The organism is Pseudonocardia sp. ICBG601 (genome assembly GCF_020496245.1).
Map to the genome: position 1 here is coordinate 1 of NZ_JAHLJA010000238.1, position 24,046 is coordinate 24,046.

General features: G+C 66.1%; 20 protein-coding genes. 10 read left to right on the forward strand and 10 right to left on the reverse strand.

Annotated features, from left to right (window positions below; genetic code table 11):
* Positions 1-60: 60 nt before the first annotated feature.
* The 3 genes from KPL57_RS63195 to KPL57_RS63205 form a co-directional block, all read right to left on the reverse strand.
* The gene (locus KPL57_RS63195; RefSeq protein ID WP_226359225.1) at positions 61-990 is read right to left on the reverse strand and encodes a glycoside hydrolase family 16 protein; all 930 of its coding nucleotides are present in this window, start codon (positions 988-990) and stop codon (positions 61-63) included.
* Positions 987-1,757 (reverse strand): MinD/ParA family protein, encoded by a 771-nt coding sequence (locus KPL57_RS63200; protein ID WP_226359226.1) that lies wholly within the window; start codon positions 1,755-1,757, stop codon positions 987-989. Before KPL57_RS63200 ends, KPL57_RS63195 begins: the two co-directional genes overlap by 4 nt.
* Positions 1,758-2,285: 528 nt before the next feature.
* A complete protein-coding gene (locus KPL57_RS63205; RefSeq protein ID WP_226353152.1) occupies positions 2,286-2,792 on the reverse strand; it encodes a hypothetical protein in 507 nt (168 codons plus the stop codon).
* Between the two features lie 1,831 nt (positions 2,793-4,623).
* On the opposite strand from KPL57_RS63205, the gene KPL57_RS63210 reads away from it, so the two are divergent.
* The 5 genes from KPL57_RS63210 (at position 4,624) to KPL57_RS63230 (ending at position 9,576) form a co-directional block, all read left to right on the forward strand.
* A complete protein-coding gene (locus tag KPL57_RS63210) occupies positions 4,624-5,013 on the forward strand; it encodes a hypothetical protein (protein WP_226353151.1) in 390 nt (129 codons plus the stop codon).
* Between the two features lie 1,564 nt (positions 5,014-6,577).
* A complete protein-coding gene (locus KPL57_RS63215; protein ID WP_308252977.1) occupies positions 6,578-7,000 on the forward strand; it encodes a hypothetical protein in 423 nt (140 codons plus the stop codon).
* Between the two features lie 90 nt (positions 7,001-7,090).
* Positions 7,091-7,873: a hypothetical protein gene (locus tag KPL57_RS71530; RefSeq protein WP_226359227.1), complete on the forward strand. Its 783-nt coding sequence runs from the start codon at positions 7,091-7,093 to the stop codon at positions 7,871-7,873.
* 134 nt (positions 7,874-8,007) lie between these two features.
* Positions 8,008-9,021: a TraM recognition domain-containing protein gene (locus tag KPL57_RS63225; RefSeq protein ID WP_226359230.1), complete on the forward strand. Its 1,014-nt coding sequence runs from the start codon at positions 8,008-8,010 to the stop codon at positions 9,019-9,021.
* Between the two features lie 90 nt (positions 9,022-9,111).
* Positions 9,112-9,576 carry a J domain-containing protein gene (locus tag KPL57_RS63230; RefSeq protein WP_226353147.1) on the forward strand — a complete coding sequence of 155 codons (465 nt, stop codon included), beginning with the start codon at positions 9,112-9,114 and terminating at the stop codon, positions 9,574-9,576.
* A gap of 416 nt (positions 9,577-9,992) precedes the next feature.
* Here the strand turns inward: KPL57_RS63230 and KPL57_RS63235 are convergent, their stop codons facing one another.
* Positions 9,993-10,379, reverse strand: coding sequence for a hypothetical protein (locus KPL57_RS63235; RefSeq protein ID WP_226353146.1), 387 nt, complete (start codon positions 10,377-10,379; stop codon positions 9,993-9,995).
* 74 nt (positions 10,380-10,453) lie between these two features.
* Positions 10,454-10,831, reverse strand: a complete 378-nt coding sequence (locus KPL57_RS63240; protein WP_226353145.1) for a hypothetical protein — start codon at positions 10,829-10,831, stop codon at positions 10,454-10,456.
* A 2,589-nt stretch (positions 10,832-13,420) separates the two neighbouring features.
* On the opposite strand from KPL57_RS63240, the gene KPL57_RS63245 reads away from it, so the two are divergent.
* A complete protein-coding gene (locus KPL57_RS63245) occupies positions 13,421-13,609 on the forward strand; it encodes a hypothetical protein (RefSeq protein WP_226359228.1) in 189 nt (62 codons plus the stop codon).
* A gap of 74 nt (positions 13,610-13,683) precedes the next feature.
* Positions 13,684-14,070 (forward strand): hypothetical protein, encoded by a 387-nt coding sequence (locus KPL57_RS63250; RefSeq protein ID WP_226353146.1) that lies wholly within the window; start codon positions 13,684-13,686, stop codon positions 14,068-14,070.
* A 416-nt stretch (positions 14,071-14,486) separates the two neighbouring features.
* Here the strand turns inward: KPL57_RS63250 and KPL57_RS63255 are convergent, their stop codons facing one another.
* The 5 genes from KPL57_RS63255 to KPL57_RS63275 all read right to left on the reverse strand — a co-directional run bounded on the left by KPL57_RS63255 (position 14,487) and on the right by KPL57_RS63275 (position 19,435).
* The gene (locus KPL57_RS63255; protein WP_226353147.1) at positions 14,487-14,951 is read right to left on the reverse strand and encodes a J domain-containing protein; all 465 of its coding nucleotides are present in this window, start codon (positions 14,949-14,951) and stop codon (positions 14,487-14,489) included.
* The gene (locus KPL57_RS71535; protein WP_226353148.1) at positions 14,948-16,966 is read right to left on the reverse strand and encodes a TraM recognition domain-containing protein; all 2,019 of its coding nucleotides are present in this window, start codon (positions 16,964-16,966) and stop codon (positions 14,948-14,950) included. Before KPL57_RS71535 ends, KPL57_RS63255 begins: the two co-directional genes overlap by 4 nt.
* A gap of 90 nt (positions 16,967-17,056) precedes the next feature.
* On the reverse strand, positions 17,057-17,479 hold the full coding sequence (locus KPL57_RS63265; protein WP_308252977.1) for a hypothetical protein: 423 nt from the start codon (positions 17,477-17,479) through the stop codon (positions 17,057-17,059).
* Between the two features lie 213 nt (positions 17,480-17,692).
* Positions 17,693-18,802, reverse strand: coding sequence for a DUF6545 domain-containing protein (locus tag KPL57_RS63270; protein ID WP_226353150.1), 1,110 nt, complete (start codon positions 18,800-18,802; stop codon positions 17,693-17,695).
* A 243-nt stretch (positions 18,803-19,045) separates the two neighbouring features.
* Complete coding sequence (locus tag KPL57_RS63275; protein WP_226353151.1) at positions 19,046-19,435, reverse strand: hypothetical protein; 390 nt, start codon at positions 19,433-19,435, stop codon at positions 19,046-19,048.
* Between the two features lie 1,831 nt (positions 19,436-21,266).
* Between KPL57_RS63275 and KPL57_RS63280 the strand changes: the two genes are divergently transcribed.
* From KPL57_RS63280 to KPL57_RS71540, 3 genes are all read left to right on the forward strand, one after another.
* A complete protein-coding gene (locus KPL57_RS63280; RefSeq protein ID WP_226353152.1) occupies positions 21,267-21,773 on the forward strand; it encodes a hypothetical protein in 507 nt (168 codons plus the stop codon).
* A gap of 323 nt (positions 21,774-22,096) precedes the next feature.
* On the forward strand, positions 22,097-23,071 hold the full coding sequence (locus KPL57_RS63285; RefSeq protein WP_226353153.1) for a MinD/ParA family protein: 975 nt from the start codon (positions 22,097-22,099) through the stop codon (positions 23,069-23,071).
* Positions 23,068-24,046, forward strand: a 979-nt coding sequence (locus KPL57_RS71540; protein ID WP_226359229.1) for a glycoside hydrolase family 16 protein, incomplete at its 3' end; no start/stop codon positions are given. The genes KPL57_RS63285 and KPL57_RS71540, both read left to right, overlap by 4 nt.

Genomic DNA, 24,046 nt, shown 5'->3' on the forward strand with positions numbered 1-24,046 from the left:
CCACTGCTTGACCCAGTCGACCTGCATCCGCCCCGGTTCGCGTCGCCGCGCGGGAACCAGTCAAGCTGCAAACAGAGGTGCATCGGGCCGGGCGGCAAGATCGAAGTGTCGGTGGTCTCTCCACCATTCGCGGCCGTCGTCGACGAACGCGGTCACACCGTCGGGTGTCCACTCGACCGCGTAGTTGTGCCACTGCGTGGCGTCGATGGTCAGTTCGCCGTGGACCTGGGAGTTGTCCGCGCCGTAGTGCAGGAACAGTTCGATCTTGTCGCGGGCCGGGTCCATGATCTCCGCGAAGTCGATCTCCCCGCCGACCGGGAAGTTCTCCTCGGTCGGCCACAACAGGGCGAGGGCGTTGTAGGAGGGGGACCCGGTCGGGGCGCGCATCCGCACTTCCCAGCGGCCGTATTTCTGGGAGTGCGCGGTCCAGGCCAGGCCGGCGGTCGTGCCGTCCCCGGTCCCGTCGATCGTCAGAATGCCGTCAGCGACGGTCGCCGCGGCCGGGGAGCGGGTGCCGTTCCCGGCATGCCCGGGGCCGTCGTAGGCGTTCCACCCGGGCCCCAGCTGTGTGCCGGTGAAGTCGTCGACAACGTCCGGGGCACCCCAGCCGAACACCTCACCTGCGGTGTCGCCCTGGCCGGGCACGCCCGGCAGCGCAGAAGAACCGCCCTGCGCGTCCTGTCCGGTCTGTCCGGTCTGTGCTGGATGATCGGTGGATCCGCTTTCATGATCATCCGGGTGGTTCCCGGCCTGGTAGCAGGTGGCGGGGATGAAGCCGGGCTGGTCGGCGCCGACGCTGGTCAACGCCGACCGCCACGCCCGCGCCCGCTCGGAACGATCGCCGTCGAGTTCGGCCAGGACGTGCACCGCGGTGATACGCCAGCCGCATTCGACTCGTGCGTCCGCCGGGACAGGCGCGGCCGGAGCGAACGCGACCGCCAGCGACGTCACCGCTCCCACCACGGCGGTGACCAGCCCGGAACCGATCACCGCATACCGGCCTGACGGTCGGCGTGGTCGGTGCGGAAACCGTGCGAGGCCAGACCGTGGGTGCGGCTCTGGAAACCGTCGGCGACCACAGCGGCGAGTTCGAGGACCGCATCCCGCGTCGCGGGGGCCAGGGCGTCGAGATCGATGATGTCCCCGGTCGCCAGGTGCGGGTCGGCGGGCAGTTCGACCACCGCCCGCACCCTGGAGGCGAAGTAGTCGCGGATGACGGTGTCATCGACATAGCGGGACTGTCGATCACACGACAGGACGACGACGGCGTCACGGACCAGGTCCCGATACCGAAACCGGCCCGACGAGTCCTGGTGGGTGGCCAGCCACTGCAACGTCCGCGCCGCCCGCGACGCCCCGTCCTTCGTCGGCGCACCCACCACGACCAGGGAGTCGGCGTGGCGCAGCGTGCCCTGCATCGCCGAATGCACCAGGCCGGTGCCGCAGTCTGTGAGCAGCAGCTCGTGATAGATCGAGAGCAGCCGCAGGACACGCTCGTAGTCGCGCTCGGAGAACATCTCCGACAGCTCCGGGGCCTGCTCCGAGGTGAGCACGCGTAAGCGGCCGGCGAGGTGGGTGTAACCCGACAGCTGCGTAGAAGTACGGACCTGGTCCAGGTCGCGTAGCAGGTCACGCACCGTCCGCCGCCCCGCCTGGGCCTCTCCGACCAGGCGGTCACCCAAGGTCCCCGCGTCGGGATTGGCGTCGATCGCGATGACTCGGTCCCCGCGGTACTCGGCCATCGCCAGCCCGAGCACACCGGTACACGTTCGTCTTCCCGACACCACCTTTGATGCTGCCGACCGCGACGGAGAACGGCCCGGACAGCGGTGTCGTGACCCGCCGCACCTGGTCCTTCAACCGCAGCTCGGCCTCGGACAGGCCCGGATTCCACCGACCAGCCGTGAGCGCGTAGACCGCAGCCCGCCAACCATGCGTCGGCGCCGCGAGCTTCGGACGCACCACATCAGCGAACGCACCACCATCGGAAAACCCGGGTGCTCCAGGTGCGGAGCCATCGCCGGACTCGGCGGTGTCGGTGCTCCAGAACGCCGCCGGCGGTGCCGCTGGTTCCGGCGGCTCGACAGCAGATCGAACAGTCTGCGGGTCCGCGGCGGGAGCCACCGGCGGTTCCGGGGACCCGCCCGTGCCCTCGGGAGCCGACACCGGCGGCTCGGCCGCGGGCGGCGTACCGGGAACCGCCCACGCCGCAGCATCCCCGGTCAGCCACGCCGGCGTCCCACCCGACTCCGCCGCCTCCGACGACGACACATGATTACCCGACATCAACGACCACCGCCTGTTTCGTTACCGGTGGGCCCGGTGAGCAGACCGGGATCGACGACCAGACGGCCGTCCTCCGCGGCGCGGGTGACCGGCACAGTCATCCGCACCCACCGCGGCTCGACCGCGGTCCACACCGCGGCCGACTCCGGCGGGGCGCACGAGCGGCCGATCGTCCCCGCCGGCTCCACCAGACCGCTGTGCTCAGCGGCGGACACAGCCGAGTCATCGGCCTCGGGCGCTGTTCCAGCACGGACGTACGGCGTGGCGCGGACGACGACCTCGACGAACACCACCGTGTCCGACCGCCGATACAACCGCCCCGGCAACGGGGAATCCGCACGCTGACGGCCCGCACCGGACCAGCCCCACGTACACGCCTGCACATCGGCCAGGACCTCGCGCAGGACCTCAGCGCGGCGCCACGGCACGTCCTCGTCGAACGACTGGAAATCGCAGGCGAAGCGGGCAGCGAACGCCGACGCCTCCACATCCGACACCGGCTCCACCGAACGCACCGCACGGGCGAACGACGGCTCCGCCGGGACACGGTCGAGAGGCCGCCGCCGCGGCGCCGCCGCTGGGAACGCTTCGTCGAACCTGACCTGCGGCGACGCTAACTCAACATGATCACCAGGATCGGGCGCAGCAGAGCAGTAGTGCCCGCCGGGCCCTCCACGCTGCGCTGCTGGACGGTCCGGTCGTGGGCGCCGCGAGGTAATGACGTGCACGGATGCGGTCCCAAGATCATCCCGAGGTTCTGCACTGTCGGACGCCGTGTCCCGGGAACCGAGTCCTGGCGCTACCAGCCACGGAGAGACGCACTCGGCGGGACCAGGACTGCTGCGTCGTGACATCAGACCGGCCGATCGCAGCCGGAGACAGACGGGAAGCCGAGTGCCGCACCGTCCATGCTTACACCGATCATCGCGCCTCCCTCGCATCTGAGCGCCCAAACTATAGACTGGGCGCTGCGGGTCCGCAATACTGCTAGATATATGGCAATGTACCTGGGGAAATCGCAAAGGCGACGGGCCGGCGTGGCCGCCTCGGTGGCGACGGGGACCGCATGCCCTGCTAGGGTCAGCAAACTATAGTTCGGATAGGTGGAGGCGGATGACGCGAAGAACGATCGCCGGGCGAAGTGGCCTACCCCTGCCGCAGTGCGCCTACGTGGAGTACGCGTGACGACACGATCAGTTGATGGAACCTTACTCGAAAGACTCAGCTTTCTGTCATCAACCGTGCTGAAGCTGGATCACGAGTCGCGCGGCCTGCGGAGCGACTCGGCGTGGCCGAGACCTGATGCGCGCCGGGTGCTGAGACAGGTGGCTTCGGACGGGAGGGTCGCGCTGTCCGCGGAGGAAGTCGTCCAGGTCGCTGTGGGGATCGGAATCCCCACGGGGTCCCTGACGGCCGATCCAGGGTCCTGGCTCCCGGTCGAAAGCTGCTTCCGGCGACTCGTAGCGCTACGAGAGCAGGACGAAAAATGGCGAGTCCCCATCTTGGGGGCTGACGAAGAAAAGTTCCCCGCATCTTCTTCGGGACCGGAGACCTACGACATGGATATAACATTTTGGGGCACTCCTCGGTGTTGTAGAGGTCTATGGGCCCGCCGAGGGCAGGATCAGATCGCACCTCGCCGACGCAGAGGTCTCCGGAGAAACCCCGCCGCCGTGACAGAGCCGTCAGTTGATGTGGAAGTTCTTGAGCGCTGCGCGAGCGTAATTTCCGATCTTAACGAATCCATCGGCCACTTTGACGGGTCGATCCGCGACTACCTGGAACGATTAGAAACCCACAGGGGGCGGCCCATAAAGATGCGAACCTTTTTATTTAGGGAACTCGGAGGAGGTGAGTGTGGAATATACATCCCGAGGCGAACCTATGACGAGATAGGATTCCCATTGGACGCTCCGCATGCTACGCATATCATCCTGCATGAAGTCGGACACATGGTGCTCGACCATGCCGCGGCGCGGAGGCCGGAAGATTCCCCTCTATTTCGAAGCATGGCCAGCATTACTCCTGAGGCGCTGACAGTTTATCTCGGGAGGAGCGTCTACGAGGACTGCGCGGAACGTGAAGCGGAGGCGTTCGCTACCTGCTTGTCCGCTGCAGCCGCCTCGCCCGAGCCGAAATCGGAGACAGAAGGTGCAGTGAGTGACACTGTAGCTCTTCGCATGAGAACGACTTTCGGCGGTGAGGAGTGCAGCCGAAGAGCTGTCGACTGGAGTAGCTTTACTGCATTGCAAGCTTGACGAAGGAGACCTGTTGGGCACATCAGAAGGCCAGGAATCCCAGCTGAACCACAATCCTAGCGATTCATTTGCTGACCGCTTGAACTATCTGTTCGACCATCTTTATCCCGCTGGGCGAGGACCTTATTCAAATTCTGAAGTCGCAGCCGGAGTGCGACAAGCCGGATATAAAGCGACCAGTCAGTACGTGCGGGTACTCCGCCGCGGGCAACGCAAAAACCCCACCCTGGACTTCATAGGCGGTTTAGCTGAATTCTTTAGAATTCCAGCTGGGTACTTCTTCGACGGACCCGAAGCGGAAGACATTAAAAAGCAGATAGAAATCCTCGTAGCGGCACGAAGCGCGGACGTGAAGGAGATTTTCTTTCGGAGCACACAGATCGGGGAGCAGGATCGGGAGGTTGTCCTGCGCATCTTGCGAAGCTTCTCGGGAAACACAGATTGCGACTCGCAGGAAGGGGGTGGGTAGCGGCACTCAGGTGCTCCGCATCGAGCATTACAACCCATATATCCAACGCAGAAAGAGTTTAGCGGCGAGATGTCTCCTGCCGAAGTTGCCAACACTACGGTGTACTATCTGTTTCCCGTGGTCTGTTTCTGTGTCGCTACTATACGATGGCGACTTCACCGACGGAAGGTGGGTAGAACTACACCGCCAGAAGTACGGGCAATGTTGTTGTACATGGCGAGCTTGGGGCTCGCAGTGGCCGTCATGGCCCCACCCAGCAGGGACATTATAGATATTGTTTACCCCAACATTTCCCAGCTTCTGGGAAATGTTCTGGTTCTTGCGGCAGGGTTGAGCGTTACCGCTGTAGTGGCGTTTAGTCAGTTGGACTTGCTTTCAGCGCGGCGGCTCATTCTGCGCCGTGCCGCGGTCCTGTCGGTTGCTTCCGCTGGAATGGCAGCATGTTTCGCGGCAACGCATATCAGTGAGGCCGTTTTCCTGGTCCCCCGGCTACATCCATCGGTGATCGCTTATTACACGATATACAGTGTTGGGTTCGGGTGGGCGATAATCGGTCTTACTGTTCTTTTGTCCAAGCAGCTCCGCTTGGAGCCGGAAGCATGGCGTCGCGTCAGTCTGCATCTTCATCGCACCGTATGCGCTGTAGTACTGCTCTATCTGGCCGGGCGTTTGTGGAGCGTCGGCGCCTACTCTGTTGGGCTCCTCCCGAGGTGGGGGACAATCCATAAGGACTCGCTGGAACTCGTCATCAGCACGGTACTTCCGCTAGTCGCACTAGTCCTCGGCACTCTCGGTTGGCTCTCGCGGTTTTGGGCGCCCCAATTCGTCAAACTTATCGTCCGCAAACAAATTGACTATCGGCATCAGCGCCTCTACCGCCGACTCAGGCCACTCTGGGAGCTCATCGCCCAAGGTAACCTGAAGGACCTATACTTCGCCGAGCGTCACCATCGTCTGTCAGCCCCACAACACGTTTGTGCGGGCGAGTCTTTGAAATCTGCGACATTGAACTCCGCGCTTCCCGTCATGTGACCGAAGCTGAGAAGGACGTCGCGGTGACCCGTGAAATCGTCGCCGGGCGCGGCCACCTAGGCGTGTCCGCTCTCAGCGACGCCTACGTGTTCGCGAGGGAGTGGCCGCCGAGCAAGAACCAGGCAAGGAGAAGGAGAAGGAGAAGGAGAAGGAGACTCCCGAGGTTGATGCCATTCCGGAGATGGACATCGAAGCTCAGGCGCGACGGCTGTTGCGAGCCTATCATGCTCTTCGTGCGGCACCTGATTTATATCGAATGCTCACTTCACCTCCGACGGACTCGGACTTGAGCCCCACAGAAAATCAGACAACCAGCTAGGGTAGCGTTTTGCGCACTATGGCATCTCCTGATCGAGTATCCGGCCACACTCAAACGGTCATCGACCGGGCAGCCCGCGTGCTAACCGAGATTTTAGCCCCATCCGTGGTAGTCGCACTGCTGCCGCTGGCGCTCGCTTGGGTTGTTACGCGGGCGCTGCTCCCGACGCTAGGATGGGGACTGCTCATCGCGCTCACGAGTAGCATTCTGCCGATGGCGGTAATCGTCTGGGGGGCCCGCACCGGCCGATGGGACGGCCACCATGTCCGTAACCGACGAGGGCGGCTGATCCCCCTGCTCGCCACTATCGGATTCAGTGCCATCGGCCTGGGGCTACTTATCGTTCTCCGTGCGCCATGGCCGCTCATCGCCCTCGATCTCACATTGCTCGCCACACTGTTCGTCACCAGCGCGATCACTCTTGCATGGAAAGTATCGATCCACGCTGCTGTCTGCATGAGTGCGGTGGCGATCATGGCCTCATCAGGCGGTCCGGAATGGTGGGCGGCGGCGCTGTTAGTGGGTGCGGTTGCCTGGTCGCGCGTGCATCTTCATGACCACGCCACAGCGCAGGTAATCGTCGGTGCACTGATAGGGCTACTTGCCGGTGGAATGTTTACACTGTTAACTCTATAGAAACTCCAAGAAGAGATAGTGGCGTGCGATGTGCGGTCACCTTGGATAGGAAGAGATGAAATATGTCATCTGATCACAGGCAGGGCAACCGTGATTAACGCCGGAGCAGAAAGCGCCGCGCGGGCCCCGGACCTTCCGGATATCCCGTTGTTCGGTGGTGTCACGGTCGGGCAGGTGTTCGTGGCGGTCGCGGCGGTCGTGGTGCCCGCCACCGTGGTCGGGCATGTGCTGGTGTTGTGGGCGTGGGCCCGCGGCTGGGAACCGCACCGGCTGCGCAACCTCGCCCTGGTCATCGTGGCCGCTGCGGCGCTGGCCGGGCCGATCGTCGGCATGCTGCCCTGGTGGGGCCTGGAGCTGACGGCCTCGGCGGTGCGTCAGGCATGGGACGGCCACTACCTGCCCGCCGGGATCGACTCCGCCGCCGCGACCGCCCCTCTGGTGGCGATCACGTCCTGGGTGTGGTGGCACCTTTACACCAAGCGGATGCGGTCCGGTGTCGCCCAGGCCGCCGGGGAACGCCACGTCCGCCGCCAGCTACACATCCGCGCCGGTGCGGCGGCCGCCGCCGCGCCCGCCGCGAGCGCACCCCGCTGGCCAGCCACGGCCGTGACGGCACACCGTCGGTCGTCCTCGGCCCACGTTATGACACCGTCCGCGCCCAGCCGGACCTACTCACCGACACCCTGCGTCGACGCGCCGCGCCGTGGTTACAGGTCCCGATGCCCGCGATCGCCCTCCACACTGTCTGCCTGGCCGAGACCGGCGCCGGGAAGACCACGATGCTGGTGCGCTGCTCAGCCTGCTGGGCCGAAATCACCTGGACCGCCTACAACCAGCAACAGCACGGCGCTGCGGGATCACGGCCGTTGGTGATCTTCCTCGCGGCGAAAGGCGGCCCCGACGCCGACACCGACGCCCACGACTGGGCCGACGCGATGGAAGACCTCGGCCTGCACCCGGACCGGATCGGCGTGTTCCCGTTCGAGACGCGGCTGAACATGTGGCGCATGCCCGCCACCCAGCTGCGCGCCGCCCTGCACAAGCTCGCGAAAACCGATCACCGCTTCTACGACGTCCTGCAACGCGGCCTACTCCACCTGATCATCGACGCACCCACCGAGAAACCGCCCGCGTCGTCGGCGGAGTTCCTGCAACGCCTCGCCCCGGCCTGGCTCACGGCGGCGTGGGCGGGACATCCGGTCGAGGAACGCGCCATCGCCGCCCTGACCAAGACCACCGGCGCCGGAGCGGGCGCCTCATCGCTCGACAGCGACCTGTTGCTGTTCGCCGATTTGTTCCGCAGCATCGGCGGCGACTTCGACGCCGGACAACCCTTGTCGGACTTCGACGCCCTCTACGTCTCCGTCCCCGGCGCCACCGACCAGGTCGTCGCCGCCACCAAGACCGCCGTCCTCATCATCGAACTGCTCACCTACGAACTCGGTGTCGCTCACGACGGGCAACGCCGGCAGGTGTTGTTCGTCATCGACGAGTTCTCCGCGGTCTCCGGTGACACCGCCGGCGACGTCATCAACCTCGTCGAACGGCTGCGTTCCCTGGGCGGCTCGGTCATCGTGTCCGCCCAATCCTATGAAGGCCTCGCCGACACCGAAGACCAACGCCGCCGCCTGCTGGGCGCGATGGGCGGCGGCGCCCTACTCGGCCGCACCAGCAACGCCGAACAACTCGCCGAACGGTTCGGGACGCGGCTGGTCGACGAAGTCGGCTACCAACTCGACGGTGGCCGCACAACCGGTGTCGGCACCGTGCGCCGCCAGCACACCTACCTGCTCGACCCGAACCGGCTCCGACAACTCCCCCCGCCACCACCTCGCCTACGCCACACCCGACCAGGTCGTCTACGGCGTCGTCGCCCCCCTCGCCGCCTCGCCCGCGATCGTCGGCTCGCCACGGCGCACCGCACCCACCAACGGCCCGGCACTGTCCCGGCGCCGACTCACCGCCGCCCAGGCCGCCGCGATCAACCGGCGGCTCCGCCGACCCGGCACCACGACCGGTAACGGCGCCCGGGCCACCGGCGGCGGAGATGGCCAGGCCCCGGACTGGACCGGGGACGACTGGACACACGACACCAGCAACGAGGACCCACGATGAGCCCGAGCCCGAGTGTCCATCCTGAACAGGCGCGGGCCGCCGCCGCGGCGCTGCTCGGTGTCCCCGCCGGCGCCTCACCTGAGCTGCTACGGACCGCGTGGCGGGCCGCCGCCCGCCATCACCACCCAGACCGGGGCGGCGACCCGGAACGGTTCATCGCCCTGACCAGCGCCTACGAACTACTCACCACACCACCAGCGCCACCGCGAGCAACTCCACACACGACGACACCGGCGGGGCCGGCGGGGCCGCGCGCGTCGGCGCCGGCCATCGGTGGGCTTCTGTTCCTACGGGCTTTCGGGCTGCTCGCTGCCGTCGGTGTCCTCACCGCTGGTGTCGCCCTGGTCGCCGCGCCGGTCGTGGCCGCGATGGTCGCGTTGCTGGGCGCGGTAGCGGCTGCCCACCATGTCTACCTGGCCGCCGCCCACGCTGAATCCCGCTCGCCGGTAAGCGGTCCCTGACTGTGGGGCGGGCGCCGTCCAGACCGCGCTTTGCTCCGACCGCGAAACAGGAACTCCGGCGCCCGCCACCAGCGACGATAGCCTCAACCGGTCGTCGTGTGTGTCCGACGAGGTCACCGGATGCCCGACGACGGACCGGCGCCGGTCGTGATCCGCTCCCCGCCCGGGGAACCCGCGGGCGCCGTAGCCGTAGCGGGGTGGAGCCGGGCGCGGCCCTGCCCGGTCGGGCTTCACCAGCCGGGACGGGCTGTCTTGCACACTCACCACGCCACGACCGAGGTCGAGCGCGGTCTGCGACCGCCACGCCCCGAACGCTTGATGAAGGTCGGCGGGGACGTCGATGCTGAGCCGGACGGTCGTGGGACGCCCGAAACCGGCACCGATCTGACGTACCTGGCCTGGTAGCTGCTGCTGGTTCATCCGGTCTGTTCGTGGTCGGGGCAGGTCGGGTCGGTGCATTCTCGCCAGCCGAGGAACTCCCCCGGGGCCAACCACGCCGGGGCCGCGGTGGCGGCATAGAGGCCTTCGACCTGGGCGATGCTCATGTCCAGGTCATAGCAGACCGTCGGATCGGCGGCGAGCCGCCCGAACGCGGTCTTCGCGATCCGGGCGGCGAAACCGATCGCGGTCTGCGGGGACCGAGCGATCACGACCGTCGCCAGGCCGACACCGAGACCGGTGACGAGGTCGGCTTTCGTCCCGACCAGCTTCCCGTTGTGCTCGCGTTGCTGGCGGCGCATCGCGGTCCGTAACGGCGCCGCGATCGCTGTCGCGACCTGCGGCGACACCTCAAGGAGTTGCATCACGCAATGAAAACTCTTCGCCACCAGCGCACCCCCCATAGGTCCAGGTCCAGGATAGTCCGATTCATGCCGCGCTAGTCGATCTTGCGGGTGCTGGTCTGGAGGCCGTCGGCGCCGACGACCCTGCTGGCGAGACGTTCGACCTCGGCGGCGGTGAACCGGTCAGGCAACGCGACCGGGAGAAGCCGGAAACCGTCACGGATCGTGTTCAGCGCGGTCGCCAGCCCGGCGACATGGTTACGGGCGACGACGTCGATCTCCACGCTGAGCAGGTCACGGTCATGGCCGTGACGAGCCGGATTCAGAATGACCGCAGCAACCGCACGGGACAGCACACCACGCCACAACAGCCCGATGAAGTGCTCACCCAGGACCTCCGCCGCCCCGGGAAGGTCCTTCCCCGGCAGATCGAAATCCTGACGACAGACGACCAACACCCTGCTCACGCCCACCGGCCTCATCGTCCTTACCGCGCCGACCGCCGCGGCCCCGGCTCCCAACACGGAACCTCGGTGATGTCCCGGATCGCCCACTTCAGCTGCGGCGCCAACGCCTCCGGGGACCGCGCCCGCGCCCGCCGCGCCCGGTCCCGCTCCACAAACTCCCCCGCAACATCCTGAACCTGCCCCAACACATTCGGCGCGCACCAATACATCACACCGACACACTCCAACTCCCGAGCACGGTCCACCACCGCCGACAACAAACCCGCCACCATATCCGCCTCCCCATTCTTCGGCGGCGACTCAAGATAGCGTGACCGCGTTTTCCGCGACAACTCCACCTCCACCAAAGCGCGGCGCCCATCCGGGAAAACCTCAACCCCATCCGGCATATGCGGCACCGGCACACCCCGCGGACGCCACCCCGTTAAATGCTGCAACGTCCGCTCCGACACCCACCGCCCCACATCCAAACCCACCCGATGAAACCGCACCGCCGCCACCGCACGAACATGCCCCGACACCGTCTGCCGCGGCCGCCACCCCGGCACATCCCACCCCAACAACTCCCGCACCAACGTCCGCGACGGCCACACCCACATCGCCCCCGCATCCACCTTCCCCGTACACACCCACCCCGCACGCTTCCAACGCCCCACCACCGCATGCGCCGCCTGCGCCGACACCCCCAACACACTCGACAACAAATCCAGAGGCAACCCATACTGATGCGCAGCAATCTCCAACAAACCCGTATCCCGCGCCGTCAACACCACCGAACCCGCATCCCGACGCCGCGCACGCACCCGCTCACCGACTTCACCCAACACCACAACCGCCCTTTCCTGCTACCCATCCGAAATATTCCGCCAACAACATCGCACACCACCGAGGCGTCAGCGAGGTGAACAACCCCACCCGCCGCAAAAGATCACCACCCAACCCGACCACCCCGATAAACCGAGGATTTGACTACGCCGATGCGCAGCGAGACGAACAACCCACCTACGAACAGATACACCCAACCCAACCCAACCACCACCATCCCCACAGTCTGTTGACTTTGACCTTGACCTTGCTTTTTTAAAGGCATTGAACTTCGTACTAGAACACTGGGGTCACTCCGTGACCCGGTCGGGCTGGGGGGCCGGGGCCCGACACCACCCCCGGCCGTCAGCGAAGCAGGCTGGGGGTGGTGTCGGGCCCGGCCCCCCAGCCCGACACCACCCCCAGCCTGCTTCGCTGACGGCCGGGGGTGGTGTCGGGCCCCGGCCCCCCAGCCCGACCGGGTCACGGAGTGACCCCAGTGTTCTAGTACGAAGTTCAATGCCTTTAAAAAAGCAAGGTCAAGGTCAAAGTCAACAGACTGTGGGGATGGTGGTGGTTGGGTTGGGTTGGGTGTATCTGTTCGTAGGTGGGTTGTTCGTCTCGCTGCGCATCGGCGTAGTCAAATCCTCGGTTTATCGGGGTGGTCGGGTTGGGTGGTGATCTTTTGCGGCGGGTGGGGTTGTTCACCTCGCTGACGCCTCGGTGGTGTGCGATGTTGTTGGCGGAATATTTCGGATGGGTAGCAGGAAAGGGCGGTTGTGGTGTTGGGTGAAGTCGGTGAGCGGGTGCGTGCGCGGCGTCGGGATGCGGGTTCGGTGGTGTTGACGGCGCGGGATACGGGTTTGTTGGAGATTGCTGCGCATCAGTATGGGTTGCCTCTGGATTTGTTGTCGAGTGTGTTGGGGGTGTCGGCGCAGGCGGCGCATGCGGTGGTGGGGCGTTGGAAGCGTGCGGGGTGGGTGTGTACGGGGAAGGTGGATGCGGGGGCGATGTGGGTGTGGCCGTCGCGGACGTTGGTGCGGGAGTTGTTGGGGTGGGATGTGCCGGGGTGGCGGCCGCGGCAGACGGTGTCGGGGCATGTTCGTGCGGTGGCGGCGGTGCGGTTTCATCGGGTGGGTTTGGATGTGGGGCGGTGGGTGTCGGAGCGGACGTTGCAGCATTTAACGGGGTGGCGTCCGCGGGGTGTGCCGGTGCCGCATATGCCGGATGGGGTTGAGGTTTTCCCGGATGGGCGCCGCGCTTTGGTGGAGGTGGAGTTGTCGCGGAAAACGCGGTCACGCTATCTTGAGTCGCCGCCGAAGAATGGGGAGGCGGATATGGTGGCGGGTTTGTTGTCGGCGGTGGTGGACCGTGCTCGGGAGTTGGAGTGTGTCGGTGTGATGTATTGGTGCGCGCCGAATGTGTTGGGGCAGGTTCAGGATGTTGCGGGGGAGTTTGTGGAGCGGGACCGGGCGCGGCGGGCGCGGGCGCGGTCCCCGGAGGCGTTGGCGCCGCAGCTGAAGTGGGCGATCCGGGACATCACCGAGGTTCCGTGTTGGGAGCCGGGGCCGCGGCGGTCGGCGCGGTAAGGACGATGAGGCCGGTGGGCGTGAGCAGGGTGTTGGTCGTCTGTCGTCAGGATTTCGATCTGCCGGGGAGGACCTTCCCGGGGCGGCGGAGGTCCTGGGTGAGCACTTCATCGGGCTGTTGTGGCGTGGTGTGCTGTCCCGTGCGGTTGCTGCGGTCATTCTGAATCCGGCTCGTCACGGCCATGACCGTGACCTGCTCAGCGTGGAGATCGACGTCGTCGCCCGTAACCATGTCGCCGGGCTGGCGACCGCGCTGAACACGATCCGTGACGGTTTCCGGCTTCTCCCGGTCGCGTTGCCTGACCGGTTCACCGCCGCCGAGGTCGAACGTCTCGCCAGCAGGGTCGTCGGCGCCGACGGCCTCCAGACCAGCACCCGCAAGATCGACTAGCGCGGCATGAATCGGACTATCCTGGACCTGGACCTATGGGGGGTGCGCTGGTGGCGAAGAGTTTTCATTGCGTGATGCAACTCCTTGAGGTGTCGCCGCAGGTCGCGACAGCGATCGCGGCGCCGTTACGGACCGCGATGCGCCGCCAGCAACGCGAGCACAACGGGAAGCTGGTCGGGACGAAAGCCGACCTCGTCACCGGTCTCGGTGTCGGCCTGGCGACGGTCGTGATCGCTCGGTCCCCGCAGACCGCGATCGGTTTCGCCGCCCGGATCGCGAAGACCGCGTTCGGGCGGCTCGCCGCCGATCCGACGGTCTGCTATGACCTGGACATGAGCATCGCCCAGGTCGAAGGCCTCTATGCCGCCACCGCGGCCCCGGCGTGGTTGGCCCCGGGGGAGTTCCTCGGCTGGCGAGAATGCACCGACCCGACCTGCCCCGACCACGAACAGACCGGATGAACCAGCAGCAGCTACCAGGCCAGGTACGTCAGATCGGTGCCGGTTTCGGGCGTCCCACGACCGTCCGGCTCAGCATCGACGTCCCCGCCGACCTTCATCAAGCGTTCGGGGCGTGGCGGTCGCAGACCGCGCTCGACCTCGGTCGTGGCGTGGTGAGTGTGCAAGACAGCCCGTCCCGGCTGGTGAAGCCCGACCGGGCAGGGCCGCGCCCGGCTCCACCCCGCTACGGCTACGGCGCCCGCGGGTTCCCCGGGCGGGGAGCGGATCACGACCGGCGCCGGTCCGTCGTCGGGCATCCGGTGACCTCGTCGGACACACACGACGACCGGTTGAGGCTATCGTCGCTGGTGGCGGGCGCCGGAGTTCCTGTTTCGCGGTCGGAGCAAAGCGCGGTCTGGACGGCGCCCGCCCCACAGTCAGGGACCGCTTACCGGCGAGCGGGATTCAGCGTGGGCGGCGGCCAGGTAGACATGGTGGGCAGCCGCTACCGCGCCCAGCAACGCGACCATCGCGGCCACGACCGGCGCGGCGACCAGGGCGACACCAGCGGTGAGGACACCGACGGCAGCGAGCAGCCCGAAAGCCCGTAGGAACAGAAGCCCACCGATGGCCGGCGCCGACGCGCGCGGCCCCGCCGGCCCCGCCGGTGTCGTCGTGTGTGGAGTTGCTCGCGGTGGCGCTGGTGGTGTGGTGAGTAGTTCGTAGGCGCTGGTCAGGGCGATGAACCGTTCCGGGTCGCCGCCCCGGTCTGGGTGGTGATGGCGGGCGGCGGCCCGCCACGCGGTCCGTAGCAGCTCAGGTGAGGCGCCGGCGGGGACACCGAGCAGCGCCGCGGCGGCGGCCCGCGCCTGTTCAGGATGGACACTCGGGCTCGGGCTCATCGTGGGTCCTCGTTGCTGGTGTCGTGTGTCCAGTCGTCCCCGGTCCAGTCCGGGGCCTGGCCATCTCCGCCGCCGGTGGCCCGGGCGCCGTTACCGGTCGTGGTGCCGGGTCGGCGGAGCCGCCGGTTGATCGCGGCGGCCTGGGCGGCGGTGAGTCGGCGCCGGGACAGTGCCGGGCCGTTGGTGGGTGCGGTGCGCCGTGGCGAGCCGACGATCGCGGGCGAGGCGGCGAGGGGGGCGACGACGCCGTAGACGACCTGGTCGGGTGTGGCGTAGGCGAGGTGGTGGCGGGGGAGTTGTCGGAGCCGGTTCGGGTCGAGCAGGTAGGTGTGCTGGCGGCGCACGGTGCCGACACCGGTTGTGCGGCCACCGTCGAGTTGGTAGCCGACTTCGTCGACCAGCCGCGTCCCGAACCGTTCGGCGAGTTGTTCGGCGTTGCTGGTGCGGCCGAGTAGGGCGCCGCCGCCCATCGCGCCCAGCAGGCGGCGGCGTTGGTCTTCGGTGTCGGCGAGGCCTTCATAGGATTGGGCGGACACGATGACCGAGCCGCCCAGGGAACGCAGCCGTTCGACGAGGTTGATGACGTCGCCGGCGGTGTCACCGGAGACCGCGGAGAACTCGTCGATGACGAACAACACCTGCCGGCGTTGCCCGTCGTGAGCGACACCGAGTTCGTAGGTGAGCAGTTCGATGAGGACGGCGGTCTTGGTGGCGGCGACGACCTGGTCGGTGGCGCCGGGGACGGAGACGTAGAGGGCGTCGAAGTCCGACAAGGGTTGTCCGGCGTCGAAGTCGCCGCCGATGCTGCGGAACAAATCGGCGAACAGCAACAGGTCGCTGTCGAGCGATGAGGCGCCCGCTCCGGCGCCGGTGGTCTTGGTCAGGGCGGCGATGGCGCGTTCCTCGACCGGATGTCCCGCCCACGCCGCCGTGAGCCAGGCCGGGGCGAGGCGTTGCAGGAACTCCGCCGACGACGCGGGCGGTTTCTCGGTGGGTGCGTCGATGATCAGGTGGAGTAGGCCGCGTTGCAGGACGTCGTAGAAGCGGTGATCGGTTTTCGCGAGCTTGTGCAGGGCGGCGCGCAGCTGGGTGGCGGGCATGCGCCACATGTTCAGCCGCGTCTCGAACGGGAACACGCCGATCCGGTCCGGGTGCAGGCCGAGGTCTTCCATCGCGTCGGCCCAGTCGTGGGCGTCGGTGTCGGCGTCGGGGCCGCCTTTCGCCGCGAGGAAGATCACCAACGGCCGTGATCCCGCAGCGCCGTGCTGTTGCTGGTTGTAGGCGGTCCAGGTGATTTCGGCCCAGCAGGCTGAGCAGCGCACCAGCATCGTGGTCTTCCCGGCGCCGGTCTCGGCCAGGCAGACAGTGTGGAGGGCGATCGCGGGCATCGGGACCTGTAACCACGGCGCGGCGCGTCGACGCAGGGTGTCGGTGAGTAGGTCCGGCTGGGCGCGGACGGTGTCATAACGTGGGCCGAGGACGACCGACGGTGTGCCGTCACGGCCGTGGCTGGCCAGCGGGGTGCGCTCGCGGCGGGCGCGGCGGGCCGCCGCACCGGCGCGGATGTGTAGCTGGCGGCGGACGTGGCGTTCCCCGGCGGCCTGGGCGACACCGGACCGCATCCGCTTGGTGTAAAGGTGCCACCACACCCAGGACGTGATCGCCACCAGAGGGGCGGTCGCGGCGGCGGAGTCGATCCCGGCGGGCAGGTAGTGGCCGTCCCATGCCTGACGCACCGCCGAGGCCGTCAGCTCCAGGCCCCACCAGGGCAGCATGCCGACGATCGGCCCGGCCAGCGCCGCAGCGGCCACGATGACCAGGGCGAGGTTGCGCAGCCGGTGCGGTTCCCAGCCGCGGGCCCACGCCCACAACACCAGCACATGCCCGACCACGGTGGCGGGCACCACGACCGCCGCGACCGCCACGAACACCTGCCCGACCGTGACACCACCGAACAACGGGATATCCGGAAGGTCCGGGGCCCGCGCGGCGCTTTCTGCTCCGGCGTTAATCACGGTTGCCCTGCCTGTGATCAGATGACATATTTCATCTCTTCCTATCCAAGGTGACCGCACATCGCACGCCACTATCTCTTCTTGGAGTTTCTATAGAGTTAACAGTGTAAACATTCCACCGGCAAGTAGCCCTATCAGTGCACCGACGATTACCTGCGCTGTGGCGTGGTCATGAAGATGCACGCGCGACCAGGCAACCGCACCCACTAACAGCGCCGCCGCCCACCATTCCGGACCGCCTGATGAGGCCATGATCGCCACCGCACTCATGCAGACAGCAGCGTGGATCGATACTTTCCATGCAAGAGTGATCGCGCTGGTGACGAACAGTGTGGCGAGCAATGTGAGATCGAGGGCGATGAGCGGCCATGGCGCACGGAGAACGATAAGTAGCCCCAGGCCGATGGCACTGAATCCGATAGTGGCGAGCAGGGGGATCAGCCGCCCTCGTCGGTTACGGACATGGTGGCCGTCCCATCGGCCGGTGCGGGCCCCCCAGACGATTACCGCCATCGGCAGAATGCTACTCGTGAGCGCGATGAGCAGTCCCCATCCTAGCGTCGGGAGCAGCGCCCGCGTAACAACCCAAGCGAGCGCCAGCGGCAGCAGTGCGACTACCACGGATGGGGCTAAAATCTCGGTTAGCACGCGGGCTGCCCGGTCGATGACCGTTTGAGTGTGGCCGGATACTCGATCAGGAGATGCCATAGTGCGCAAAACGCTACCCTAGCTGGTTGTCTGATTTTCTGTGGGGCTCAAGTCCGAGTCCGTCGGAGGTGAAGTGAGCATTCGATATAAATCAGGTGCCGCACGAAGAGCATGATAGGCTCGCAACAGCCGTCGCGCCTGAGCTTCGATGTCCATCTCCGGAATGGCATCAACCTCGGGAGTCTCCTTCTCCTTCTCCTTCTCCTTCTCCTTGCCTGGTTCTTGCTCGGCGGCCACTCCCCTCGCGAACACGTAGGCGTCGCTGAGAGCGGACACGCCTAGGTGGCCGCGCCCGGCGACGATTTCACGGGTCACCGCGACGTCCTTCTCAGCTTCGGTCACATGACGGGAAGCGCGGAGTTCAATGTCGCAGATTTCAAAGACTCGCCCGCACAAACGTGTTGTGGGGCTGACAGACGATTGGTGACGCTCGGCGAAGTATAGGTCCTTCAGGTTACCTTGGGCGATGAGCTCCCAGAGTGGCCTGAGTCGGCGGTAGAGGCGCTGATGCCGATAGTCAATTTGTTTGCGGACGATAAGTTTGACGAATTGGGGCGCCCAAAACCGCGAGAGCCAACCGAGAGTGCCGAGGACTAGTGCGACTAGCGGAAGTACCGTGCTGATGACGAGTTCCAGCGAGTCCTTATGGATTGTCCCCCACCTCGGGAGGAGCCCAACAGAGTAGGCGCCGACGCTCCACAAACGCCCGGCCAGATAGAGCAGTACTACAGCGCATACGGTGCGATGAAGATGCAGACTGACGCGACGCCATGCTTCCGGCTCCAAGCGGAGCTGCTTGGACAAAAGAACAGTAAGACCGATTATCGCCCACCCGAACCCAACACTGTATATCGTGTAATAAGCGATCACCGATGGATGTAGCCGGGGGACCAGGAAAACGGCCTCACTGATATGCGTTGCCGCGAAACATGCTGCCATTCCAGCGGAAGCAACCGACAGGACCGCGGCACGGCGCAGAATGAGCCGCCGCGCTGAAAGCAAGTCCAACTGACTAAACGCCACTACAGCGGTAACGCTCAACCCTGCCGCAAGAACCAGAACATTTCCCAGAAGCTGGGAAATGTTGGGGTAAACAATATCTATAATGTCCCTGCTGGGTGGGGCCATGACGGCCACTGCGAGCCCCAAGCTCGCCATGTACAACAACATTGCCCGTACTTCTGGCGGTGTAGTTCTACCCACCTTCCGTCGGTGAAGTCGCCATCGTATAGTAGCGACACAGAAACAGACCACGGGAAACAGATAGTACACCGTAGTGTTGGCAACTTCGGCAGGAGACATCTCGCCGCTAAACTCTTTCTGCGTTGGATATATGGGTTGTAATGCTCGATGCGGAGCACCTGAGTGCCGCTACCCACCCCCTTCCTGCGAGTCGCAATCTGTGTTTCCCGAGAAGCTTCGCAAGATGCGCAGGACAACCTCCCGATCCTGCTCCCCGATCTGTGTGCTCCGAAAGAAAATCTCCTTCACGTCCGCGCTTCGTGCCGCTACGAGGATTTCTATCTGCTTTTTAATGTCTTCCGCTTCGGGTCCGTCGAAGAAGTACCCAGCTGGAATTCTAAAGAATTCAGCTAAACCGCCTATGAAGTCCAGGGTGGGGTTTTTGCGTTGCCCGCGGCGGAGTACCCGCACGTACTGACTGGTCGCTTTATATCCGGCTTGTCGCACTCCGGCTGCGACTTCAGAATTTGAATAAGGTCCTCGCCCAGCGGGATAAAGATGGTCGAACAGATAGTTCAAGCGGTCAGCAAATGAATCGCTAGGATTGTGGTTCAGCTGGGATTCCTGGCCTTCTGATGTGCCCAACAGGTCTCCTTCGTCAAGCTTGCAATGCAGTAAAGCTACTCCAGTCGACAGCTCTTCGGCTGCACTCCTCACCCGCCGAAAGTCGTTCTCATGCGAAGAGCTACAGTGTCACTCACTGCACCTTCTGTCTCCGATTTCGGCTCGGGCGAGGCGGCTGCAGCGGACAAGCAGGTAGCGAACGCCTCCGCTTCACGTTCCGCGCAGTCCTCGTAGACGCTCCTCCCGAGATAAACTGTCAGCGCCTCAGGAGTAATGCTGGCCATGCTTCGAAATAGAGGGGAATCTTCCGGCCTCCGCGCCGCGGCATGGTCGAGCACCATGTGTCCGACTTCATGCAGGATGATATGCGTAGCATGCGGAGCGTCCAATGGGAATCCTATCTCGTCATAGGTTCGCCTCGGGATGTATATTCCACACTCACCTCCTCCGAGTTCCCTAAATAAAAAGGTTCGCATCTTTATGGGCCGCCCCCTGTGGGTTTCTAATCGTTCCAGGTAGTCGCGGATCGACCCGTCAAAGTGGCCGATGGATTCGTTAAGATCGGAAATTACGCTCGCGCAGCGCTCAAGAACTTCCACATCAACTGACGGCTCTGTCACGGCGGCGGGGTTTCTCCGGAGACCTCTGCGTCGGCGAGGTGCGATCTGATCCTGCCCTCGGCGGGCCCATAGACCTCTACAACACCGAGGAGTGCCCCAAAATGTTATATCCATGTCGTAGGTCTCCGGTCCCGAAGAAGATGCGGGGAACTTTTCTTCGTCAGCCCCCAAGATGGGGACTCGCCATTTTTCGTCCTGCTCTCGTAGCGCTACGAGTCGCCGGAAGCAGCTTTCGACCGGGAGCCAGGACCCTGGATCGGCCGTCAGGGACCCCGTGGGGATTCCGATCCCCACAGCGACCTGGACGACTTCCTCCGCGGACAGCGCGACCCTCCCGTCCGAAGCCACCTGTCTCAGCACCCGGCGCGCATCAGGTCTCGGCCACGCCGAGTCGCTCCGCAGGCCGCGCGACTCGTGATCCAGCTTCAGCACGGTTGATGACAGAAAGCTGAGTCTTTCGAGTAAGGTTCCATCAACTGATCGTGTCGTCACGCGTACTCCACGTAGGCGCACTGCGGCAGGGGTAGGCCACTTCGCCCGGCGTCGTTCTTCGCGTCATCCGCCTCCACCTATCCGAACTATAGTTTGCTGACCCTAGCAGGGCATGCGGTCCCCGTCGCCACCGAGGCGGCCACGCCGGCCCGTCGCCTTTGCGATTTCCCCAGGTACATTGCCATATATCTAGCAGTATTGCGGACCCGCAGCGCCCAGTCTATAGTTTGGGCGCTCAGATGCGAGGGAGGCGCGATGATCGGTGTAAGCATGGACGGTGCGGCACTCGGCTTCCCGTCTGTCTCCGGCTGCGATCGGCCGGTCTGATGTCACGACGCAGCAGTCCTGGTCCCGCCGAGTGCGTCTCTCCGTGGCTGGTAGCGCCAGGACTCGGTTCCCGGGACACGGCGTCCGACAGTGCAGAACCTCGGGATGATCTTGGGACCGCATCCGTGCACGTCATTACCTCGCGGCGCCCACGACCGGACCGTCCAGCAGCGCAGCGTGGAGGGCCCGGCGGGCACTACTGCTCTGCTGCGCCCGATCCTGGTGATCATGTTGAGTTAGCGTCGCCGCAGGTCAGGTTCGACGAAGCGTTCCCAGCGGCGGCGCCGCGGCGGCGGCCTCTCGACCGTGTCCCGGCGGAGCCGTCGTTCGCCCGTGCGGTGCGTTCGGTGGAGCCGGTGTCGGATGTGGAGGCGTCGGCGTTCGCTGCCCGCTTCGCCTGCGATTTCCAGTCGTTCGACGAGGACGTGCCGTGGCGCCGCGCTGAGGTCCTGCGCGAGGTCCTGGCCGATGTGCAGGCGTGTACGTGGGGCTGGTCCGGTGCGGGCCGTCAGCGTGCGGATTCCCCGTTGCCGGGGCGGTTGTATCGGCGGTCGGACACGGTGGTGTTCGTCGAGGTCGTCGTCCGCGCCACGCCGTACGTCCGTGCTGGAACAGCGCCCGAGGCCGATGACTCGGCTGTGTCCGCCGCTGAGCACAGCGGTCTGGTGGAGCCGGCGGGGACGATCGGCCGCTCGTGCGCCCCGCCGGAGTCGGCCGCGGTGTGGACCGCGGTCGAGCCGCGGTGGGTGCGGATGACTGTGCCGGTCACCCGCGCCGCGGAGGACGGCCGTCTGGTCGTCGATCCCGGTCTGCTCACCGGGCCCACCGGTAACGAAACAGGCGGTGGTCGTTGATGTCGGGTAATCATGTGTCGTCGTCGGAGGCGGCGGAGTCGGGTGGGACGCCGGCGTGGCTGACCGGGGATGCTGCGGCGTGGGCGGTTCCCGGTACGCCGCCCGCGGCCGAGCCGCCGGTGTCGGCTCCCGAGGGCACGGGCGGGTCCCCGGAACCGCCGGTGGCTCCCGCCGCGGACCCGCAGACTGTTCGATCTGCTGTCGAGCCGCCGGAACCAGCGGCACCGCCGGCGGCGTTCTGGAGCACCGACACCGCCGAGTCCGGCGATGGCTCCGCACCTGGAGCACCCGGGTTTTCCGATGGTGGTGCGTTCGCTGATGTGGTGCGTCCGAAGCTCGCGGCGCCGACGCATGGTTGGCGGGCTGCGGTCTACGCGCTCACGGCTGGTCGGTGGAATCCGGGCCTGTCCGAGGCCGAGCTGCGGTTGAAGGACCAGGTGCGGCGGGTCACGACACCGCTGTCCGGGCCGTTCTCCGTCGCGGTCGGCAGCATCAAAGGTGGTGTCGGGAAGACGACGTGTACCGGTGTGCTCGGGCTGGCGATGGCCGAGTACCGCGGGGACCGAGTCATCGCGATCGACGCCAATCCCGACGCGGGGACCTTGGGTGACCGCCTGGTCGGAGAGGCCCAGGCGGGGCGGCGGACGGTGCGTGACCTGCTACGCGACCTGGACCAGGTCCGTACTTCTACGCAGCTGTCGGGTTACACCCACCTCGCCGGCCGCTTACGCGTGCTCACCTCGGAGCAGGCCCCGGAGCTGTCGGAGATGTTCTCCGAGCGCGACTACGAGCGTGTCCTGCGGCTGCTCTCGATCTATCACGAGCTGCTGCTCACAGACTGCGGCACCGGCCTGGTGCATTCGGCGATGCAGGGCACGCTGCGCCACGCCGACTCCCTGGTCGTGGTGGGTGCGCCGACGAAGGACGGGGCGTCGCGGGCGGCGCGGACGTTGCAGTGGCTGGCCACCCACCAGGACTCGTCGGGCCGGTTTCGGTATCGGGACCTGGTCCGTGACGCCGTCGTCGTCCTGTCGTGTGATCGACAGTCCCGCTATGTCGATGACACCGTCATCCGCGACTACTTCGCCTCCAGGGTGCGGGCGGTGGTCGAACTGCCCGCCGACCCGCACCTGGCGACCGGGGACATCATCGATCTCGACGCCCTGGCCCCCGCGACGCGGGATGCGGTCCTCGAACTCGCCGCTGTGGTCGCCGACGGTTTCCAGAGCCGCACCCACGGTCTGGCCTCGCACGGTTTCCGCACCGACCACGCCGACCGTCAGGCCGGTATGCGGTGATCGGTTCCGGGCTGGTCACCGCCGTGGTGGGAGCGGTGACGTCGCTGGCGGTCGCGTTCGCTCCGGCCGCGCCTGTCCCGGCGGACGCACGAGTCGAATGCGGCTGGCGTATCACCGCGGTGCACGTCCTGGCCGAACTCGACGGCGATCGTTCCGAGCGGGCGCGGGCGTGGCGGTCGGCGTTGACCAGCGTCGGCGCCGACCAGCCCGGCTTCATCCCCGCCACCTGCTACCAGGCCGGGAACCACCCGGATGATCATGAAAGCGGATCCACCGATCATCCAGCACAGACCGGACAGACCGGACAGGACGCGCAGGGCGGTTCTTCTGCGCTGCCGGGCGTGCCCGGCCAGGGCGACACCGCAGGTGAGGTGTTCGGCTGGGGTGCCCCGGACGTTGTCGACGACTTCACCGGCACACAGCTGGGGCCCGGGTGGAACGCCTACGACGGCCCCGGGCATGCCGGGAACGGCACCCGCTCCCCGGCCGCGGCGACCGTCGCTGACGGCATTCTGACGATCGACGGGACCGGGGACGGCACGACCGCCGGCCTGGCCTGGACCGCGCACTCCCAGAAATACGGCCGCTGGGAAGTGCGGATGCGCGCCCCGACCGGGTCCCCCTCCTACAACGCCCTCGCCCTGTTGTGGCCGACCGAGGAGAACTTCCCGGTCGGCGGGGAGATCGACTTCGCGGAGATCATGGACCCGGCCCGCGACAAGATCGAACTGTTCCTGCACTACGGCGCGGACAACTCCCAGGTCCACGGCGAACTGACCATCGACGCCACGCAGTGGCACAACTACGCGGTCGAGTGGACACCCGACGGTGTGACCGCGTTCGTCGACGGCCGCGAATGGTGGAAGACCACCGACACTTCGATCTTGCCGCCCGCCCGATGCACCTCTGTTTGCAGCTTGACTGGTTCCCGCGCGGCGACGGCGAACCGGGGCGGATGCAGGTCGACTGGGTCAA

Bases quoted from the DNA above. Each gene is read 5' to 3' on its own strand.
- KPL57_RS63215 (WP_308252977.1), top strand. From the start codon at position 6,578: ATGGCGGTAATCGTCTGGGGGGCCCGCACCGGCCGATGGGACGGCCAC.
- KPL57_RS63225 (WP_226359230.1), top strand. From the start codon at position 8,008: ATGCCCGCCACCCAGCTGCGCGCCGCCCTGCACAAGCTCGCGAAAACC.
- KPL57_RS63230 (WP_226353147.1), top strand. From the start codon at position 9,112: ATGAGCCCGAGCCCGAGTGTCCATCCTGAACAGGCGCGGGCCGCCGCC.
- KPL57_RS63235 (WP_226353146.1), bottom strand. From the start codon at position 10,379: ATGCAACTCCTTGAGGTGTCGCCGCAGGTCGCGACAGCGATCGCGGCG.
- KPL57_RS63250 (WP_226353146.1), top strand. From the start codon at position 13,684: ATGCAACTCCTTGAGGTGTCGCCGCAGGTCGCGACAGCGATCGCGGCG.
- KPL57_RS63255 (WP_226353147.1), bottom strand. From the start codon at position 14,951: ATGAGCCCGAGCCCGAGTGTCCATCCTGAACAGGCGCGGGCCGCCGCC.
- KPL57_RS63265 (WP_308252977.1), bottom strand. From the start codon at position 17,479: ATGGCGGTAATCGTCTGGGGGGCCCGCACCGGCCGATGGGACGGCCAC.
- KPL57_RS63270 (WP_226353150.1), bottom strand. From the start codon at position 18,802: ATGGCCCCACCCAGCAGGGACATTATAGATATTGTTTACCCCAACATT.